General features: G+C 36.5%; 16 protein-coding genes. 14 read left to right on the top strand and 2 right to left on the bottom strand.

Annotation, left to right across the window (positions count from 1 at the left end; genetic code table 11):
* Positions 1-67: 67 nt before the first annotated feature.
* Entirely contained in the window at positions 68-829 is a 762-nt protein-coding gene (locus FEZ13_RS14820; RefSeq protein ID WP_312754959.1) for a hypothetical protein, read from the top strand.
* A gap of 557 nt (positions 830-1,386) precedes the next feature.
* Here the strand turns inward: FEZ13_RS14820 and FEZ13_RS20195 are convergent.
* Positions 1,387-1,518 (bottom strand): hypothetical protein, encoded by a 132-nt coding sequence (locus FEZ13_RS20195; protein ID WP_255473189.1) that lies wholly within the window; start codon positions 1,516-1,518, stop codon positions 1,387-1,389.
* A gap of 310 nt (positions 1,519-1,828) precedes the next feature.
* On the opposite strand from FEZ13_RS20195, the gene FEZ13_RS14815 reads away from it, so the two are divergent.
* The 6 genes from FEZ13_RS14815 to FEZ13_RS14790 all read left to right on the top strand — a co-directional run bounded on the left by FEZ13_RS14815 (position 1,829) and on the right by FEZ13_RS14790 (position 9,292).
* Complete coding sequence (locus FEZ13_RS14815; protein WP_146553318.1) at positions 1,829-2,899, top strand: D-alanine--D-alanine ligase; 1,071 nt, start codon at positions 1,829-1,831, stop codon at positions 2,897-2,899.
* 22 nt (positions 2,900-2,921) lie between these two features.
* Positions 2,922-4,292: a UDP-N-acetylmuramoyl-tripeptide--D-alanyl-D-alanine ligase gene (locus FEZ13_RS14810; protein ID WP_146553317.1), complete on the top strand. Its 1,371-nt coding sequence runs from the start codon at positions 2,922-2,924 to the stop codon at positions 4,290-4,292.
* 138 nt (positions 4,293-4,430) lie between these two features.
* Positions 4,431-5,129 carry an alpha/beta hydrolase gene (locus FEZ13_RS14805; RefSeq protein WP_146553316.1) on the top strand — a complete coding sequence of 233 codons (699 nt, stop codon included), beginning with the start codon at positions 4,431-4,433 and terminating at the stop codon, positions 5,127-5,129.
* A gap of 336 nt (positions 5,130-5,465) precedes the next feature.
* On the top strand, positions 5,466-6,971 hold the full coding sequence (cshA, locus tag FEZ13_RS14800) for a degradosome RNA helicase CshA (RefSeq protein ID WP_146553315.1): 1,506 nt from the start codon (positions 5,466-5,468) through the stop codon (positions 6,969-6,971).
* Positions 6,972-7,296: 325 nt separating this feature from the next.
* The gene (locus tag FEZ13_RS14795) at positions 7,297-7,776 is read left to right on the top strand and encodes a PH domain-containing protein (RefSeq protein ID WP_146553314.1); all 480 of its coding nucleotides are present in this window, start codon (positions 7,297-7,299) and stop codon (positions 7,774-7,776) included.
* Positions 7,769-9,292, top strand: a complete 1,524-nt coding sequence (locus FEZ13_RS14790; RefSeq protein ID WP_146553313.1) for a PH domain-containing protein — start codon at positions 7,769-7,771, stop codon at positions 9,290-9,292. The genes FEZ13_RS14795 and FEZ13_RS14790 overlap by 8 nt, the downstream gene beginning before the upstream one ends.
* Before the next feature lie 312 nt (positions 9,293-9,604).
* Here FEZ13_RS14790 and FEZ13_RS14785 read toward each other — a convergent pair whose 3' ends face one another.
* The gene (locus FEZ13_RS14785; RefSeq protein ID WP_146553312.1) at positions 9,605-10,213 is read right to left on the bottom strand and encodes a rhomboid family intramembrane serine protease; all 609 of its coding nucleotides are present in this window, start codon (positions 10,211-10,213) and stop codon (positions 9,605-9,607) included.
* 68 nt (positions 10,214-10,281) lie between these two features.
* Here FEZ13_RS14785 and acpS point away from each other — a divergent pair, with 68 nt between their 5' ends.
* The 7 genes from acpS to FEZ13_RS14750 all read left to right on the top strand — a co-directional run bounded on the left by acpS (position 10,282) and on the right by FEZ13_RS14750 (position 17,999).
* Positions 10,282-10,635: a holo-ACP synthase gene (gene acpS / locus FEZ13_RS14780; protein ID WP_146553311.1), complete on the top strand. Its 354-nt coding sequence runs from the start codon at positions 10,282-10,284 to the stop codon at positions 10,633-10,635.
* Between the two features lie 55 nt (positions 10,636-10,690).
* Positions 10,691-12,091 carry a hypothetical protein gene (locus tag FEZ13_RS20520; protein ID WP_146553310.1) on the top strand — a complete coding sequence of 467 codons (1,401 nt, stop codon included), beginning with the start codon at positions 10,691-10,693 and terminating at the stop codon, positions 12,089-12,091.
* 66 nt (positions 12,092-12,157) lie between these two features.
* On the top strand, positions 12,158-13,291 hold the full coding sequence (alr, locus tag FEZ13_RS14770; protein ID WP_146553309.1) for an alanine racemase: 1,134 nt from the start codon (positions 12,158-12,160) through the stop codon (positions 13,289-13,291).
* A gap of 319 nt (positions 13,292-13,610) precedes the next feature.
* Complete coding sequence (locus tag FEZ13_RS14765; RefSeq protein WP_186725939.1) at positions 13,611-13,892, top strand: transcriptional regulator; 282 nt, start codon at positions 13,611-13,613, stop codon at positions 13,890-13,892.
* A 4-nt stretch (positions 13,893-13,896) separates the two neighbouring features.
* Positions 13,897-14,247, top strand: a complete 351-nt coding sequence (locus tag FEZ13_RS14760; protein WP_119415968.1) for a type II toxin-antitoxin system PemK/MazF family toxin — start codon at positions 13,897-13,899, stop codon at positions 14,245-14,247.
* Between the two features lie 622 nt (positions 14,248-14,869).
* Positions 14,870-15,280, top strand: coding sequence for an anti-sigma regulatory factor (locus tag FEZ13_RS14755; RefSeq protein WP_146553308.1), 411 nt, complete (start codon positions 14,870-14,872; stop codon positions 15,278-15,280).
* A 547-nt stretch (positions 15,281-15,827) separates the two neighbouring features.
* On the top strand, positions 15,828-17,999 hold the full coding sequence (locus FEZ13_RS14750; protein ID WP_146553307.1) for a Tex family protein: 2,172 nt from the start codon (positions 15,828-15,830) through the stop codon (positions 17,997-17,999).
* The last annotated feature ends 250 nt before the right edge of the window (positions 18,000-18,249 follow it).

The following is an 18,249-nucleotide window of genomic DNA, read 5'->3' as shown; positions in this document are numbered from 1 at the left end:
GTGACGAAATCGAATCACAAATGTTTCAAATTTTGTATTTACATCTTATAATAGAAATGGAAATGAGGTGATCGGCTTGGCAAAAAAAATGCGAACTGCTGATGATTTTCTACATCATTTATATGTACATATGAACGAATTAAACCAATTTGTTATTTTTAGCGGTTTAACTTTCCGTGAATTTGTCTCTTCAGTCGGTCCGCTTCAAAATATTTTGCTACTAAAAAATGAATACGAAGATGGTTCATTCAACATGCATACACAGTTAGAGTTCGTAGAGGCGAAAGGAATACCAAAGTTTGTGAAAAGGGTAATGGATTCCAAAGGAGATTTATGTTGGATCGATTTTTCAGATGAACGTAAGTTGAATTTGCTAACGCCGCAAGAGCAGGCAGAATTACTCTATATTGGTCATAAAAAAGAGCCTATCCGCTCGCCATTTTATCATCAATTACAAAATAAGTATGTATACCTATCAAGTGAAGAGGGAAGATTTTCAAAAATATACTTCCGCGATTTAGAAGATGTAGCGAAATTAGTAGCGCAATTATTTAATAATATTATTCAAGAGAAAGAACGCGCGACCACATTTTGGAGAAGAAAAGCGAGTAGCTTTACACCGATGTTTACAAAAGAAATGATGAGGAATTTTCGTGAGGATGCAAAAGATGGTGTGTTATTTTCTATGTACAAAATAGAAAAGCCCAAAATTGCTTATGTTATGGAATTACGTAGTATTTCAGATGATGATTTTCCAGATGAAATATGGGATGATTTAAATAGCATTTTGAAGAAAAAGCCTGATAAGATTTTAGAAACCCATAAGTAATCGCACTTATATATTTTCTTAATAATGGATTTTACCCTATATTAATAGATAGTGCCCCACTTTTATGTTTCGATAGTTCTACAAAAAATTTAAAACAACTTCCATTGATAATAAATCAGAGGGGATGAGAGATCCCCGTTGATGGAGGCTTCGCTTTATTTATTGTCGGAATTTGTACTAAACTGTAAACGCTTGCTTCCATGTATCGTTTCTTTATGGTTCTTTTACTGCTGGTTCTATTCCAAGTTTCTTAGCTGTACAAATCAAATCTATCTAGTAAACGTTTTTTATCAATCTGTAAAATTTTTTTGTTCAAATGACAACATAAAAACCGTTGATAAAGTTAAAATTTTGACTTTGTCGACAATTTGAGATTCCCACATATGATAAGTAGGAATCTTTTTTTTATCTTGATTTAGCAATGTTTTTTGTACCGAAAGCGTAAGCGGCAGGCACCACCCTCAATAGTGGTGAGATGAATGCTTTTTTCCTCATTCAGCGGGTGTATAAACGCCTGTTGAATCAAGATAAAGTGAAACTCCATCAGTGGGGTTTTTTCATCCCCACTGAAATAGAGGAACGGAAGTGAAAAGAGCCACGTCCTGTGCAACATCTGAGGGACCAACGTCTTGTCCGTCCGAACCAATTGGATTTTTACGGGCAGTTGATTCCCCATCTATCTTTGTCATATCTCTCTAAATCTTGAGCGGGGGGCTTACTGCCCGTTAAAGCGGGATAAAGTCCTCGGCGGATGTCACGGATTTTGAAAGGGAATTTTCTCCTCAAGCTCGAAAAAATCCGGACGGTAGTTAGCTGGAGGCGTAATTGATTTTTGATGCAATATTTTTTCAGAGTGCTATTATATAAATGTTATTTTTTAGAGGTAAAACGATCATCATTTCGATTAGTGATTTGCATTTTTGGAAAATGAAATCACTTCATGAATTGGTATAGTCATGCTAAACTATGAATAGAAAAAATCTGGAGGAATTTGAACCTATGAAGAAAAAATTAGGCTTATTATACGGTGGTAAATCAGCAGAACATGAAGTTTCCTTATCGACTGCGAAGGCCGTAATACAAGCATTACATTTTGATAAATATGATGTGTTCCCTATTTTCATCACACGTGAAGGCGAATGGAGAAGAGGAGTTCAACTTACAGCACCTGTAGAAAAAGTTTCAGACTTACAATTTGGCAAAGATTCAAAAGAATCTAAACCTAATGATATTTCAAGCTTCTTATTAGATGAGGATGAAAAACCATTTGATATCATTTTCCCATTACTTCATGGTACGAATGGCGAAGATGGTACGGTTCAAGGATTACTAGAAGCGTTGAACTTGCCATATGTCGGTAATGGTGTACTAGCATCTGCCGTTGGTATGGATAAAGTCGTGATGAAGCAGCTATTCGAAATTGCAGGATTAAAGCAAGTTCCTTATGTCTATTTCATTCGTAAGGAATGGAAGAAACATCAAGATGCATTAATAGCTAAAATGGAAGAAACATTAGCTTGGCCAATGTTTGTGAAACCAGCTAATCTAGGTTCAAGTGTTGGTATTAGTAAAGCTACCAATCGCGAAGAACTAGTTCAAGCTGTTGAGCTTGCTTTAAAATATGATCGTAAAATTGTCGTTGAAAAAGGCATTGTTGCCCGAGAAATCGAAATGGGGGTTCTTGGTAATGATGAGCCGAAAGTTTCTGTACCAGGAGAAATCAAACCCGTAACAGAATTCTACGACTATGATTCAAAATATAACGATAACAAAACAGCGTTATTGATTCCAGCACCTGTAACAGATCAAGTAATCAAAACGATGTCTGATATGGCCATTCGTGCATTTAAAATTTTAGATTGCTCAGGACTTGTACGTTCAGATTTCTTCGTAACTGCTGAAGATGAAGTATATATCAACGAAGTTAATACAATGCCTGGTTTCACACCTGTAAGTATGTATCCAATTTTATGGCAAAACACTGGTCTGGCTTATAGCGATTTAATCGAAGAACTAATTACATTAGCGATCGAACGTTATGAAGAAAAACAACAGCTTCAATACCAATAAAAGAGATTGAGTGTGATCTATTGTGAAAAAGACATTGCAACAAATAGCAAGATGGTTAAAAAGTGATCAAGATTTTCGGGAAGATGTTGTTGTAACAGGTGTTTCCATCAATACGCGCACATTACAAAAAGGTGATTTGTTCATCCCGTTTCATGGAGAAAAAACAAATGGACACAAGTTTGTTACACAAGCATTTGAAAATGGTGCAGTAGCTGCTCTTTGGCAAAAAGGGGAGCCTAATCCTCCCAAAGATATACCGCTTATTTTTGTAGATGATTCTGAAGCGGCATTGCAACAAATGGCCAATGCATATCGTGCAGAACATCAAGCGACATTTATTGGTGTCACGGGCTCAAATGGTAAAACATCAACAAAAGATCTTATAGCAGGAACGCTTTCTCCCTATTTTAAAGTGCAAAAAACAGAAGGTAATCATAACAATCAGTTAGGCTTACCACTAACTATTTTATCTTTAGATGAAGATACTGAATTTGCCATTTTAGAAATGGGTATGGATGGTTTTGGCCAAATAGAATGTTTAACCAAAATAGCAAAACCTAAATATGCTATTATCACGAATATTGGTGAAGCACATATGTTGGCACTTGGCTCGCGTGAAGGCATTGCCAAGGCGAAATTTGAGATTGTTCAAGGATTGCAACAAGATGGCAAGTTTTTCTATGATGGTGATGAGCCACTATTAAAATCTTTAGTGGCGGATGCACAGCATTTAGAGGCTATATCGTTTGGTTTAGCCCCTTCGGATGATTTAATGGCTTTTAATATTGAATCTACTGAAAATGGTAGTACTTTTAAGGTTAAAGGAATTGTGAATGGTAATTTCTTTCTCCCTGTATTAGGTCGTCATCAAGTGAAAAACGCGCTAGTCGCGATTTTAATTGCACATGAAGCAGGTCTAACAGGTGAGCAAATTCGTGCAGCTTTGAAAAAAGTTTCATTAACCAATATGCGTATGCAGCTGGTGAATGGAGATCAAGGGATTTTATTTATCAATGATGCGTATAACGCTGCACCAACTTCTATACGGGCTGCATTGCAATTTATGCAGTCAACCAATATGCGTCAAGATAAATGGGTAGTGCTTGGGGATATGTTGGAACTTGGCGAATTAGAGCAACAATTCCATGAAGATTTAGCCGATGCTATTGATCCAGCGAATATACACCAAGTTTGCTTATTTGGTCCACGTATGAAATGGCTATATGATCGGTTAAAAGCGAAAGTACCAGAAGAAAATTTATTGTGGACGGATGATAATTATGACGCGATTATCGAAAAAATTCGTCATAGTGCTGATGAAAACGCTATTATTTTATTAAAAGGTTCACGCGGAATGGAATTAGAACGAGTATTGCAAGCATTTACACATTAATGTTAGATTAAAATAAGAGCGCCTAGGGAAAACTATTTCTTCTAGATACTCTTTTTTTGTATAAAAATTTTTATGTACAGATTGCGAGCCATTGCTTATGAAAATTTATTTTTAATTTAATGGAAAGGAGAGAAATGTGTGAAAATTGGGGTATTGTGCTTACATGGATTTACTGGAGGAGCTTATGAAATCAAATCATTTTCGGATTATCTTGAACAACATACTGACTGGACCATATATGTGCCGATATTATCAGGACATGGTGAAAAGCTTAACTTAGATCTATTTACAGCAGAACATTGGTTGATGGATGCAGAAATTGCCTATAAACGACTTTTGAAAGAAGTCGATGAAATTTTTATCGTAGGATTTTCAATGGGCGGTGTTATTGCTATGTATCTAGCTTTACGCTATAAAGTGAAAGCTTTAGTATTGCTAAGTCCGGCAGCAAGATATATTAGAACAAAACAATTTGCTATTGATTTAAATGAATTATTGATCGATGCGATACAAGGAGAGTATAAAGAAAATGAATTTTTTAAACGCTATGAAAGAAAGCTAGTAGACGTTCCGGTGGCATCTTTCAAAGAGTTCACACGTTTGGTACATAAAGTATCTCCTTATTATGAAAAGATAAAAGTACCTATTTGTATCGTTCAAGGTGATAAAGATGAACTTGTACCATATACTACAGCATCCTACTTATATCATAAAGTGGCAAGCACTAAAAAATTATTGATCACATCCCCAGAGGGAAAGCATTTAATTTGTTATTGCAAAGATGCAGAAAAATGGTTTCAACAAGTGTTAGACTTTCTAAATAGTTGCATAAAATAGTCAGAACATTTCGAATGATAGTTAATAATTGCATGAACGAATTCCCCATGTTAGAATATTGAAAGCAATGGATACATTTTGTGTAGACTCTCCAAAACGGTGGAGAGTACTTTTTTTTGAACATTACGGTTTATTCTAAATTTATGTGTATATCACTTCAGAATTGAACCGCTCGGCAAAGACCGGGCTTTCCCTTTTTATATAAAATTCCTCTGCGCTTTGCAGAGATATAATAAGTAACGGAAACGTTCCTAACATAAGGCTCGATTTGCCCTATTTTCATCTGAAAATGTAACCATTTGTCAAATGCATAAGCAAAGAAGGAGAATGAGAAGTTTGACAAATTTTTCAGAACTAAATATTAGTGCTTCAACCCAAAAATCACTTAAACGTATGGGGTTTGAAGAAGCAACACCCATCCAAGAAGGTACAATCCCATATGCACTAGAAGGCCGCGATATTATCGGTCAAGCGCAAACTGGTACAGGGAAAACTGCCGCTTTTGGTATCCCATTGATTGAAAAAGTGGATCCTAAAAAACCTGTAGTACAAGCTCTTATTATTGCCCCTACTCGCGAATTAGCGATTCAAAGCTCAGAAGAACTTCATAAAATTGGTTATGATAAACGAGTGCGTATTCTTTCCGTATATGGTGGTCAAGATATCAGCCGTCAAATTCGTGCGCTTAAAAATAAGCCACAGATTATTGTAGGTACTCCAGGACGTATTCTGGATCATATTAAACGCCGTACATTAAAACTTGAAAATGTTGAAACACTTGTCCTTGATGAAGCAGATGAAATGCTAAATATGGGTTTCATCGATGATATCAATGCCATTTTAGAAAATGTACCTGCAGAACGCCAAACATTGTTGTTCTCAGCAACGATGCCAGCACCTATTCGCAAAATTGCTGAAACTTTTATGAAAAATCCTGAAATGGTTAAAATCAAATCAAAAGAAATGACAGTTGAAAATATCGATCAGTATTTCGTAAAAGCTCAAGAACGTGAAAAATTCGATGTTCTTTCACGACTTTTAAATGTTCATCAACCAGAACTAGCCATTGTCTTTGGTCGTACAAAACGTCGTGTCGATGAATTATCACATGCTTTGAATATTCGTGGTTATCTAGCAGAAGGAATCCATGGTGATTTAAGCCAAGCAAAACGTCTTTCTGTCTTACGTCAATTCAAAGAAAATAAAATTGACATTTTAGTGGCTACAGACGTTGCCGCACGTGGTTTGGATATTTCAGGTGTCACACATGTATACAACTTTGATATTCCACAAGATCCAGAGTCTTATGTGCATCGTATTGGACGTACAGGCCGTGCAGGAAAATCAGGTCTTGCAGTAACATTTGTAACACCTCGTGAAATGGGTTATTTACGTATTGTTGAAGAAACAACGAAAAAACGCATGACGCCATTAAAGCCACCTACTGCAGATGAAGCTTTAGTCGGTCAACAAACACTTGCAGTTGGACAGTTAAAAGAACTGGTTGAAAAAAATCATTTAAGCGATTATCGAGGAATGGCTGAAGAATTATTAGCGAACCATGATGCAGTTGACTTGGTGGCTGCAGCTATTAAATCATTAACAAAAGAACCAGATGATACACCAGTTAAAATCACCGAAGAACGTCCATTACCATCGCGCCGTTCTGGCGGACATGTTCATCATGGACGTGTTAACAACCGTGGAGGGCGTAGAAGCAATAGCCACAATGAACGCGGTGGACGTCGTGGAGACCGCAACAACAATCGTCGAGATAGTGGACGCCGTGATGGAGGACGTCGAGATAGTGGTCGTCGTCAACCTCGCCGCAGTGAAGATTAAGTCTCAGTATTTGGCAGTATCTACCTTCAAATTGAGAGATCAATTTGAAGGTATTTTTTATTACTTGAAAAAATCCGGACGTAATTGTGCTAGGTGTATTGATTATGTATTCATTTTATTTGGATAAAGACTTTACAGTTTGGATGATACCCAATTTGATCCTGTTATTTACTAGTTCAATTCTTTTTCAAAGTCTATGCATGGCAATCATTTTCCTCATTTTAAAACTGAAACTTATTCACAAATCCATACGTATACATAGATAATAGGTATTAAATACAGTAGACTAGAATTATGTCAATATACATATAAAAGGAGATTGGGAATGATATCACAACCAAAATATCATATTTCTAAAAAAGGATTGAAAGTTTGGCGTATTCATGCGGTATTTGAGTTTTTAATTTTGTTGTTATTTGCAGCGGCAGTAAGCGTTTTGACCTTTTTCTTTGATTGGCCCAAATGGATATACGCTATTTGCTTAGGTGTCCTGATTGCTGACGTTTTTTTCGGAATCTATTTATTTCCAAAAATTCGTTGGAATCATTGGCGTTACGAAGTACGAGAGCAAGAGATTGAAATACAGCAAGGATTATTTATCATCAAGCGTACATTAGTCCCAATGGTACGTGTTCAGCATGTAGATACATCACAAGGTCCTATCTTAAAGCATTATTGTTTAGCGAGTATGTCTATATCTACGGCAGCAACCATTCATACTATTCCTGCAATAACAGAACAAGAAGCCGACCAATTACGAGTTCGTATTTCAGAACTAGCAAGGGTGGCTGAAGATGATGTCTAAAGAAGTCAATCATTTACATCCTATCGCCATGATTATTAGTTTCTTTGCTAGCCTAAAAAGCATCATTATACCAGGGATCGTTATCCTATTGGGTAGGGGATTTCACTATTCACTTTATCCAGATAGCCAATATTTTATAAATACACTTATTACGTTTGCAATCATATTTTTCGTTATATTTTTTATATTGATGACCGCTATTATTAAATGGAAACGATTTGTCTATTGGTTTGAAGATGAGGAATTAAGAATTGAATATGGTTTATTTGTAAAGAAGAAACGATATATTCCTTTTGAAAGAATTCAGAGCTTAAATTATAAGGAAGGAATTTATCATCGCCTATTCAAATTAGTAAAGGTTAGCATTGAAACCGCTGCGGATAGTGGTGGTAAATCGGAAGCCGATTTAATCGCTATTACTCGTGCTCAAGCAGAAGCAATTGAACAAGAGATGAAAAAAACAAAACTACGAATGAGTCAGCAATCAACGCAAGAGCAAGGTATCGATCAAAAGGCAATTGTTTCAGAACCTACAGAATTAGAAACAAATCACTCGATTATTCATCACATGTCGACAAAGGATTTATTGATATTGGCTACAACATCAAGTGGTATTGGTGTTGTATTTTCAGGATTAGCAGCCATCACATCTCAATTTGATGATTGGATACCATATGAGCGAATATACGGAGAGCTTCAATCTTTCATCAGATTTGGCGTATTTATGATCGTCATTGCTGTGCTTATTTTCTTACTTGTTTCATGGGTGGTTTCAGTAGTTATTACTTTTGTGAATCATTATGGGTTTACTGTAGAAAAAGAAGAAGATAAGTTGTTTATCTCAAAAGGATTATTAGAGAAAAAAAGGATAACAATTCCGATGAAACGCATTCAAGGGATCCGTATTGTAGAAAATCCTCTTAGACAACTTTTTGGCTATGCAACGGTTGTCATTGAAAGTGCGGGAAGTTCAGGGGAAAAAGGCGAACAAAAAATTGTTATGCTTCCTCTTGTGAAGAAACGGCAAGGAGTCGTCATACTAGAAAAACTATTTCCGGAAGAACAATGGCATTTGCCGTTGCACCATGCCCCTAAAAGAGCATTGCTTCGTTATATGTTCAGGCATTTATATTGGTTGACCCCTATTGTCGCAGTAGTGAGCTATATCACTTTTCCCTATGGCTTATGGTCCATCCTTCTTCTCCCTTTAGCTCTCTTACTGGGGATTTGGCAACATCGTAGTGCTGGCTATGCGATTAGCAACCAACAGCTTACGATTGTTTATAGAGGGGTTAGTAAAATAACTTTTGTGACATCAAAGAAACGGCTGCAGGCTATATCGCTTTCTCAAAGCTATTTTGCAAAACGCAGAGATTTAGCAACAATAACCGTTCATATTATGTCAGGCTTATCTGGTAGTATGGCTACAATTAAGCACTTTGATCAAGTGACGCTAGAAAAAGTCTTTGAATGGTATCGACCGAAGTCTCACGGCTCTATAGATGCAAAAGAATAGAAAAAGTTGCTCAAAAGTAAAATTAGTATGCTAGGAGAGATCTTAGCATACTAATTTTTACTATCTAATAATAAGTAAGTGGTCGTTTGTATCCCGCTTTAACGAGCAGTAAGACCCTTATCTCAAGATATAAAGAGAAACGAGAAAGATAGATGGGGGATCAACTGCCCGTTAAAGTCCGATTGGTTCGGGCAGGCAAGATGTTGGTCCTCAGGTGTTGCCACACACAGGACGTGGAGCTTTTCACTTCCGTTCCTCTAGTTCAGTGGGGGGATGAAGAAAACCCCCACTGATGGAATTTCACTTTATATTTTAGCGTTTTTTCATCCATCTCAAAGCACGTTTTGGATGGAAATCGAAAAGACCAATAATGAGTCCGGTAATAAGTCCCACGACATGTGCTGTACCATTCACACCGGATTGTAAGAATGTCATAATAAGAGAAATGATGATAATTGGCATGATGATTTGTTTAAGCTGAGGCATTGTTTTACGTGTATAGTAAACTAATGCAGCAAATGCTCCAAAAATACCAAAAATAGCACCACTAGCCCCAATACTTGCATAGTCTGGTGGTTGTATTAAAAATGAAATAACATTTCCCATAAAACCGGAAACAAAATAAATAGTGAAGAATCGTAGTTTACCTGCAATACGTTCTAATTCAGGACCGAATACATATAACGAGAACATATTGAAGAGTATATGGAAGAAACCCCCATGAATGAACAAAGATGTGATTAATCTCCAATACTCACCATCAGCAATCAAATAGTTGACAGATGCACCCATATTCAGAATATTAGTACCAAGCGGAGCAATCAGCCCAAGCAGATAAACAACGATGTTAATAGCAATCACAATTGAAATCACAGGATACAGTTTTATGTATTGCGAAAGATTTTCTGATCGATTAAACATGTATTCACCTCAATTTTAATAAGATTATTATACATTGTTTTATTAGCTAAATGAAAGGAGAAGCAAATATGATAAAAGGAATTGGACTAGACATTGTAGAAATAAATAGAATAAAGAAAGCAAATGACCTAAGCCCACGATTTAAAGAAAAAATTTTATCAAAAAAAGAACAAGAAATTTTCGAACAATTAAAAGCAAGACGCCAACTAGAATTTCTAGCAGGGAGATTTTCAGCTAAAGAAGCATTTTCTAAGGCAAATGGGACAGGAATAGGGAAGGAGTGTGCATTACAGGATATCGAAATTTTACCAAATGAAAAAGGACAACCGATTTTGTACTATAAAAATGAACTTGTTCAAGGTTTTGTAAGCATTACACATTCAAAAGAATATGCGGCTGCTCAAGTTGTTCTACTCGCATAAATGTTAAAGCTCGTTCATAGAATACCTTAATGGAAAATGTAGAAAGGATGGGGAGTTGCGAAAATTTCTCACGATAGGACTACTTTGTCTTATGGCAGTGTTATTGTTAGTAGCTTGTGGATCGAATTCAAAAGAGGATATTGTGAAAAAGACAAGCAAGAAATGGACAGCCGCCAAAGGTTATGAAGTAAAAGCAACTATGGAGATTAAAACAACTGGGGAATCTAAAAAATACGATGTAGATGTATGGCATACAAAGCCTGAATTTTATCGTGTTGCAGTATCAGAAAAAGGTCAGGACACTTTGCAAATGATTATTCGAAATGAGGAAGGGGTATTTGTAGTTACTCCATCATTGAAAAAAACGTACAAGTTTCAAAGTGACTGGCCAAAGCAAAACAGTCAGGGGTATTTAATCAATGCTTTGGCTGAAGATTTAACTGCTGATAAAACAGCAGAAATGAAAGAAACGAAAAATGCTTATATTTTTAAAGCCAAAACACGTAACAACCATTCAAAAATACTTCCAACGCAACAAGTTTATATTGATAAAAAGACATTATTACCCACAAAAGTTGTTGTATTAAACGAAGCAAATGAAGAACAAATCCGCATCACATTTAAAAAAATTACACTTGGTGTTTCTAAAAAGGCCTCTGATTATGCTATTGAGGACTTTACAAAAGCAGATGGCAAAAAAGCTGATAGTGAAGATGCCAAAACAGATGTATCAACAACGGATGAAGCAGATAAAGAAGCGAGCAATGGAGAAAATGCAGCTGGCGATACTTTAGATGACAACACGACAGGTGAAACTTCTTCTGATGAAAAAGCAACAGAAGATACTTCTACAGATGAATCATCGCAGCCTACAAGTGGAACAACTCCATCTGAAGAAAATAATGCAACCTCAACCGAGGAAAGCAATGCAACATCATCTGAAGAAAGCAATGCAACTTCAACAGAGGAAAATAGTGCGACTTCTTCTGAAGAAAGTGCAACTTCGACTGAGGAAAGTAATGCAGGTATAAACGAAGAAACAGTAGCCGCCTCAGCAGATGCAGATGAAACAGCAGCTGAAGACTCTCAAAACTCAGAGGCAACAGCAGATTCTGGTGATTTTGAAACATATTATCCTGCACTAAAATGGGATAATGTTAAATTAACAGATGAAGAATCACTACAAATGGATACAGGCACACGTAAATTCTTATCATTTGAAGGAGACAAGAGCTTTACGATCATCCAAGAAAAGGCTACAACAGCAAATCAACTTTATATTCCTGTGTTCTCACCGGGCGATCCAGCAGATCTAGGCTTTACAATTGGCGCAATCACTGATAATTCACTTAGCTGGGAAGCTGACGGTGTATCCTTCTTTATCGCTTCCAATGATTTAAGTAAAGAAGAACTAATAGAGGTGGCATCATCAATGGTTAACGGTGAAGTAAAATAATATTATAATTGACCAAAGTTATTTCAGGGACGATAATAGAAAAAAACGTACAAGAAGGTTAGAAAAATGAGTGAACATCTACAATTTCGTCCCACCAAAGCAATCATTAATTTATCAGCAATACAAAATAATATAAAAAATTTACGTAAGCATTTGCACTCAAGTGTTGACATTATGGCAGTTGTAAAGGCAAATGCTTACGGTCATGGTGATGTACAAGTTGCACAGGCGGCTTTGGCAGCCGGAGCTACTATGTTAGCAGTTGCAACACCAGAGGAAGCATTACATTTAAGAGACTTTATTAAAGAAATACCGATATTAATACTTGGAGCAGTTCCTGTAAACTTTGCTCCATATGCAGCAAATGCTCATATCATTCTTACTGTATTTTCAGCAGATTGGATTCATGAAGTAGCCTTACATTCAAAAGAGTTCAGGTCACCACTGAAAGTGCATATAAAAGTTGATAGTGGGATGGGGCGTATTGGTGTACGTACAGAAAAAGAGTTAAAGGCTGTATATGATGCCGCTATAATGGCTAATAATATAGAAGTAGACGGTATCTTTACTCACTTCGCCACTGCAGATGAGGAAAACACAAAGCAATATGATCATCAATTAGCAATATTCAAAGAATTGGTAGCAAGTTTACCTGAAAAGCCTCATTTAGTACATGCCGCGAATACTGCAGCTTCATTGGTTAAAGAAGACGTCCAATTTGATGCTATTCGGTTTGGGATTTCTATGTATGGTCTTTCACCGTCAACATTTGTCGAAAAACATTTACCATTTCCATTAGAACCGGCATTGACATTGGAAAGTGAGTTAGTACATGTTAAAAAAATTGAAAAAGGAGATAGAGTCAGCTATGGAGGTACATATGTAGCAGAACAAGATGAATGGATTGGAACAATACCTGTTGGATATGCCGATGGCGTTATTCGAGGTCTATCTGGCCAAGAAGTGTTGATAGATGGTAAAAGGGCACCTATTGTCGGCAGGATCTGTATGGATCAATTGATGATTAGATTACCTAGAGAAATGGCAATTGGTGAGAAGGTTATTTTGATCGGGAAGCAACAACAAGATGAAATCCGTGCTCAAGAATGGGCAGATCGGCTTCACACAATTGTCTACGAAATACCATGTATGCTTTCTTCAAGAATACCAAGAGTTTACCCTACATTAACAAAGGAGTAGTAAGCCCTCGCTTCAAGTAAAAAGAGGATTAACTGCCTAGAAAAAACAATGGGGTTTCACTGGCACATAGTGAGGATGAAGGAAAACGCCACTGTGTGAAGTTTCAATTTATAAATAACTATGGTACAGGATTTAAGTTTTCAATATGACATCGTTACCATAAAAATAATAGGTTTCACTATAAGTCGACAAATTCAGAAAAAAATCAACGTATATGTCAAATGCTTACTTATTCTGTCTTTTCAACAATTAATTTTAATGTTAGGATAGAAAGTAAGTTAGAGGTATTTAAGGTGATTGGTTTGTGGAGGTGTTGGCTTTGAGTCAAAGAAGAGTGGAAGAGATCTTGATTCAGTTACCTGAGAGATCGGTATCTGAAAACATTGAACAAGCTTATAGACAGATAACAAGTAATATAAATGATTTAGTTTATATTCCAACAAAACGATCTATTCATACAAAACAAAAAAATCACATGCGAGAAGCAATGGTTAAAGGATATGTCGAAATGTCACAGATTAACCTATCTATATGTAGTGAATGCTTACATGTTGAGTATGAAGCGGAACATATGGTGGAGCGACTCGTAAGCGGAGGATGAAAACTTGAACGTAAAACGTGGAGACGTTTTTTTTGCAGATTTATCGCCAGTGGTCGGGTCTGAGCAAGGTGGTACGAGACCCGTACTGGTTATTCAAAATGATATTGGAAATCGTTTTAGCCCAACAGTAATTATTGCAGCAATAACCGCTCAAATCCAAAAGGCAAAACTTCCTACACATGTAGAAATTGATGCAAAAAAGTATGGATTTGAAAGAGACTCAGTCATTTTATTGGAACAATTGCGAACAATCGATAAATCCAGATTGACTGATAAAATTACACAGTTAGATGGACCGTTAATGGAAAAAGTAGAAGAAGCTTTGGAAATTAGTTTAGGACTTTTAAAATTTTAATAGCATACATATTGAAACACCAGAAGTATTCGTTCTGGTGTTTTTGTTCTAATTCTTCATTTTAGGAATATTTATCCATTATTTTTTCGAAAAATATTACAAAATTACAGTGTAAATTTAGTTAATATATTATACAATTAGAAAAAGTAGGTAGTAAAACAGATGATATTGAAAAAAGGCTATATGAAGTTAAGTATTAGCTTTGGAAGCGTTTTTTGTCTTTTTACGATGGATTTTATCTTGACTCAGCAAATCTTTTTTATGCGATGAAAGCGTAGAGACAGGAGTGGATTCTTTATGCAGCGACAGCATAGCAGTAGGAGCAAATCTTTTTGTATCGACAGCATAGTGACAGGTACAGAAGATGTCCACCTTAATAGGGGGAGAGATGAATGCAATTTTAAATTCCTATTGAGCGAGTGTACAAACATCCGTTGAATCAAGATAAAGCCTCCATCGTTAGATGTCATGGATTTTGCAGAGATTTTTCGAGCAAGTTCGAAAAAAAACGGATGCAATCACACTGGAGTGGAGCGTCATTGATAAGTATTGTGTTAAACGATTGAGGGAGTTTATGTGCATTAAAAGAATAAGTTATAACTGATTTGGGGGCGAATTGGGAATGGAAGAGTCTTCTGTAGATATATTGACAGAATGGGATATTGTTGCCGCACGTCAGCTTGGTCGTAGGGAAGCTAAATTAATAGGTTTTGGTTTAGTGGATCAAGCACGAATTACAACCGCCATCAGTGAATTAGCCCGCAATATTTATTTATATGCTGAACAAGGAAAGATTGAAGTGCGTAGAATTGCCGAGGAAGCTTGTATAGGGATTTGCATAATTGCATCAGATTCCGGACCAGGGATAGAAGATGTCGAACAAGTTATGCAAGCGGGTTTTTCAACGTCACAAGGATTTGGTGCTGGTTTGCCAGGTGTAAGACGTTTGATGGATGAATTTGAAATCAAAACAAAACCACAAAAGGGAACAATTATTACGATAAAAAAATGGCTACAATTAGATAATGAATAACACGCGTGTTGATTTCACAAAAATTAGGAGTACCTGCTGAGTGTAATTTTTGAAAAACCTTATATTTTTATGGACTATATTGGATAATCAACACGCCTAAATGAATAAAATAATATAAACATATAAAAACTGTAAAACCTAGTCAAAGACGTTTTTGAAAGTCCTATATTCCTAATGAGTAAAGGGAGTTTGCTCAAGAAGTCCTTTTAAAAGAAAGGCTCTGTGATGCTTTATGTCATTTTTTGTCGATAGGATGGATTTGTAGTAGAAGTGGGTGTCTCCTTGAAAATGCTGTGCAAAAAAATTGTGACAACGCTATGATGCCAATCACAAAAATTATGTTGTGGAAATGGGTTTCTTGGAAAAAAATGAATCATTGAAAGAGTGCAATTCAATGCCGAATTGTGCTCTTTTTATTTTTTCGGCAGTCCTGTTTTTATGAGAAACTCTGAATCTGTAATTTTCAAATGATCGCATTTCTTTTTAGAAGAAGTGTCAATTCTTACTATGGTAAAATGGGAAAGACTAAGGAAAGGTAGTGAATTTTATGGACGCTCAAAACATATATCAACTAATTGCCTCAGAAATCGGTATACGTACACATCAAGTAGAACAAGTTATTCAATTGCTTGATGCTTCTAATACAGTACCTTTTATAGCACGTTATCGAAAAGAAGCCACAGGTTCATTAGACGAAGTGCAAATAAAAGCGATTGAAGATCGATATCACTATATTCAACAATTAGAACAACGTAAGCAAGAAGTTCTTCGATTAATCGATGAACAAGGGAAACTAACTGAAGAACTGGCAAAAGAAATTAAAGCTACCACTATTTTAAAACGGGTTGAGGATTTATATCGTCCGTACAAACAGAAACGCCGAACGAAGGCAACCATTGCCAAAGATAAGGGATTGGAACCATTAGCTAATCAGATAATGACCTTTGGAAAAGCATCTTTACTAGAATTAGCAGAACCTTTTATAGGAGAAAAAGTAGAGAATGCGGAAGAAGCTTTACAAGGTGCTAGTGATATTCTAGCAGAACGCTTTGCAGATGATGCCGCAATCCGTGAGAAAATCCGAAAAATATCATGGCAGCAAGGAAAGCTTCATGTTGCTGTTAAAAATGCCGAGCTGGATGAAAAAGCGGTATTTGAAATGTACTATGAATACGAAGAACCTGTGAATAAGATTGTGCCACATCGTATTTTAGCCATCAACCGTGGTGAAAAAGAAGATGTGTTGAAAGTAAGTATTCAAGTACCAGTAGAACGTATACATCAAGTGATGCGAAATGAGTGGATACCGAGATCCTCTTCACCTGCTGTACCACAAGTAGAAATCGCCATTGAAGATGCATATAAACGATTAATCCAGCCGTCGATAGAAAGGGAAATACGGAACGACTTAACTGAAAAGGCAGAAGCACAGGCTATTCATATTTTCTCCGAAAACTTGCGAAACCTTTTGTTACAACCACCTATGAATGGACAATATGTACTAGGAGTGGACCCGGCCTATCGAACAGGTTGTAAACTTGCTGTTGTAGATGACACGGGGAAAATGCTAGAAATCTCCGTTATCTACCCACATACAGCAAAAGGTGATGTGGACAAATCTAAAAAGACTTTCAATGATATATTGAATCGTTACCCCATTTCAATAATAGCGATTGGAAATGGTACGGCTTCACGGGAAACTGAGCAATTTGTAGCGGCATGTTTAAAAGAATCAGATAGTCATGCTGCTTATGTAATCGTTAACGAGGCAGGGGCAAGTGTATACTCAGCATCTGAAGTTGCACGTGAAGAGTTTCCAGATTTACATGTAGAACAACGTAGTGCTGTATCCATTGCTAGACGCTTGCAAGATCCTTTAGCTGAGCTGGTAAAAATTGATCCCAAGGCGGTAGGAGTTGGACAATATCAACATGATGTTTCTCAAAAGAAATTAGAGGAATCATTGACTTTTATTGTAGAAACAGCAGTTAATCAGGTTGGCGTGGATGTGAATACGGCTTCTCCATCGCTACTTCAATATGTATCTGGATTGTCCAAAACAGTAGCAGAGAATATTGTAAAAGTCCGTAGCGACAATGGTAAATTTACTGCTCGTACACAACTGAAGAAAATCCCAAGACTTGGAGCTAAAACATATGAACAAGCTATAGGATTTTTACGTGTTCCTTATGCAAAAAATCCGCTAGATGCTACAGCAATTCACCCAGAGAGTTATGATTTAGCCAATCAAATTCTTGAAGTGGCGCATATTGACAAAAAGCAAATTGGTACGGCCGAAGCAGAAAAAGCAATCGGTCAATTGGATATTGTGCGATTAAGTAAAGAGTGGGGAATTGGAGAGGTAACATTAAAAGATGTCATTGATTCACTTATGAAACCTTCGCGAGATCCTCGGGATGCTTTTCCACAACCACTTCTAAAAAAAGATGTTCTAAAAATGGAAGATTTACAGCCTGGAATGGAGCTTCAAGGTACAGTCAGAAATGTTGTTGATTTTGGTGCATTTGTCGATATTGGAGTAAAACAGGATGGTCTTGTACACATTTCAAAACTAAAAAAAGGGTATGTAAAGCACCCACTGGATGTAGTTTCGCTAGGCGATATCGTAACTGTCTGGGTAGAGAAAGTAGAAGCTGAAAAAGGAAGAATTTCATTAACTATGTTGATTCCTGAACAACAGGAGATTAGTGAACAATAAAATCTTTTTAGAGAGTGTGTCTAAAAAGATATGATCGTATTTAATCTACATGGACAGGCAGTAAAACCTCAAAATGAAGATTAAGATAGCATATAACAACGGTCTGTAGAAGCCTAGTTGGTTTAACTAACACTCAGTAAGGGATGAAAAAAGCCTCTACTGAGTGAAGTTTCACTTTAGCCCACATGGACAAGCAGTAAGACATAAAAGTGAAGAAATAAGTGAGGAATAGCAACTTGTAAAAGTCCGA

This window comes from Rummeliibacillus sp. SL167 (assembly GCF_007896505.1).
Lineage (GTDB): Bacteria > Bacillota > Bacilli > Bacillales_A > Planococcaceae > Rummeliibacillus > Rummeliibacillus suwonensis.
Note: the sequence above shows the minus strand (reverse complement) of the source record. Positions and strands in the feature narration are given on the sequence as shown.